The following is a 1,548-nucleotide window of genomic DNA, read 5'->3' on the forward strand; positions in this document are numbered from 1 at the left end:
GGACAATTGCGGAATCGCGTTTGTGCGTCACAAGTGTGGGTAGAGTGCCTTGGGAATAAAAAAGGCTCTATGCGCCCATGGGAAGCCCGTGAAATTTGTGACATCCTGCGACGCATACCTGGATGGAGGGAACGAAAGAGCAAAGCGCGCGTACCCGGATATGGTGTCCAGAATGTCTTCGATAGGTTGCAGTGAGACTGCAGCATCACTGCAACCTGACTGCAACAACGGCAACACTCGCTGTTTCAGATGTTGCGGTGATGTTGCAGTGAAAGTCTCGTTTGCTGCAACACGAAAAACGCAGTAGTGGCACGGGTTCTAAGGACGTTGTTGCTAATGTTGCAGTAAAACACCTTTATGTAGTGAAAAGTAAATTAGCATAGGAGCAATAGAGTAACAGTATATGGTAATCCAATGCTAAACGCGTTTTGGGCGCATATACGCGCGCGCGATAGATATTCGGCAACACCCCGGAGAGGTCGGTGATGGAAATGAGAGAATCCACATTGGAGCGCCGTTTGGTTCGGGAGGTCGAGTGCATCGGCGGCCGGGCGCCGAAGTGGGTGTCGCCCGGTAACCGTGGTGTGCCTGATCGTATTGTGATTCTGCCTGGTGGCCGGGTGGCGTTCGTCGAGATGAAGGCGCCGGGCAAACCGTTAGCGCCATTGCAGGTGAGATGGGCGAAGATTTTGAGCGGTCTTGGGCATCGAGTTTACAGGATTGATTCGGATGAGAGCATAGACCGGTTTATCGCGGAGGTGACCGGGGATGGAGTACAAACCCCACAGGTATCAAGAGTACGCGACGCAGAAGATCATTGAGTGCCCCGCCGTCTTGTTGTTCCTGGATATGGGCCTTGGTAAAACGGTGAGCACCCTAACAGCTATCGACCTTTTGTTGCATGACTACTTCGAGGTCAGCCGTGTATTGGTGATCGCGCCGTTGCGGGTCGCGCAAAACACATGGGCGCGAGAAGTCGAAAAGTGGGATCATCTGCGGCATTTGCGGATTAGCAAAGTACTTGGGAGCGTCGCCCAACGTCGGAGGGCGTTGCAGGCTGACGCGGACATTTGGATTACGAATCGCGAGAACACCGAGTGGCTCGTCAGCGAGTACGGCACCAGATGGCCGTTTGACATGGTTGTCATTGACGAGTCGAGCAGTTTCAAGAATCACCAGTCGAAGCGATTCCGGGCATTGCGGCGTGTGCGGCCCATGATCAAGCGCATCGTCGAGCTGACGGGTACGCCGGCGCCGAACGGACTGATTGACCTGTGGCCGCAGGTGTACCTGGCGGACCAGGGTGAACGACTCGGCAAGACCATCACTGGATATCGGGATCGATACTTTATTCCAGCCGAACGGGACGGCCACATCGTCTACAAGTGGCGGCAGAAGAAAGAGGCCGAGCAGCGTATCTTTGAGGCCATCTCGGATATCGCGGTGAGCATGAAGGCCGAAGACTGGCTGGAACTGCCGCCGCGTGTTGACAGGATCGTACCGGTCAGGCTTGAGGGTAAGGCGAGAGCATTGTACGAGCAGCTGGAA

Annotated in this window: 3 protein-coding genes; all 3 read left to right on the plus strand. The window is 54.9% G+C overall.

Features of this window, described 5'->3' with window-relative positions:
* Positions 1 to 195 (plus strand): hypothetical protein (locus QMF38_RS11870; RefSeq protein WP_281759556.1); only part of this gene is annotated, 195 nt, incomplete at its 5' end.
* Positions 196 to 491: 296 nt separating this feature from the next.
* A complete protein-coding gene (locus QMF38_RS11875; RefSeq protein ID WP_281759558.1) occupies positions 492 to 821 on the plus strand; it encodes a VRR-NUC domain-containing protein in 330 nt (109 codons plus the stop codon).
* Positions 769 to 1,548: SNF2-related protein (locus QMF38_RS11880; protein WP_281759557.1), on the plus strand; the 780-nt coding region annotated here is incomplete at its 3' end. The genes QMF38_RS11875 and QMF38_RS11880, both read left to right, overlap by 53 nt.

This window comes from Alicyclobacillus hesperidum subsp. aegles, from assembly GCF_027923525.1.
Taxonomy (GTDB): Bacteria; Bacillota; Bacilli; order Alicyclobacillales; family Alicyclobacillaceae; genus Alicyclobacillus; species Alicyclobacillus aegles.

Excerpts from the sequence above, each read along its gene's own strand:
- QMF38_RS11875 (WP_281759558.1), top strand. The coding sequence starts at position 492 with ATGAGAGAATCCACATTGGAGCGCCGTTTGGTTCGGGAGGTCGAGTGC.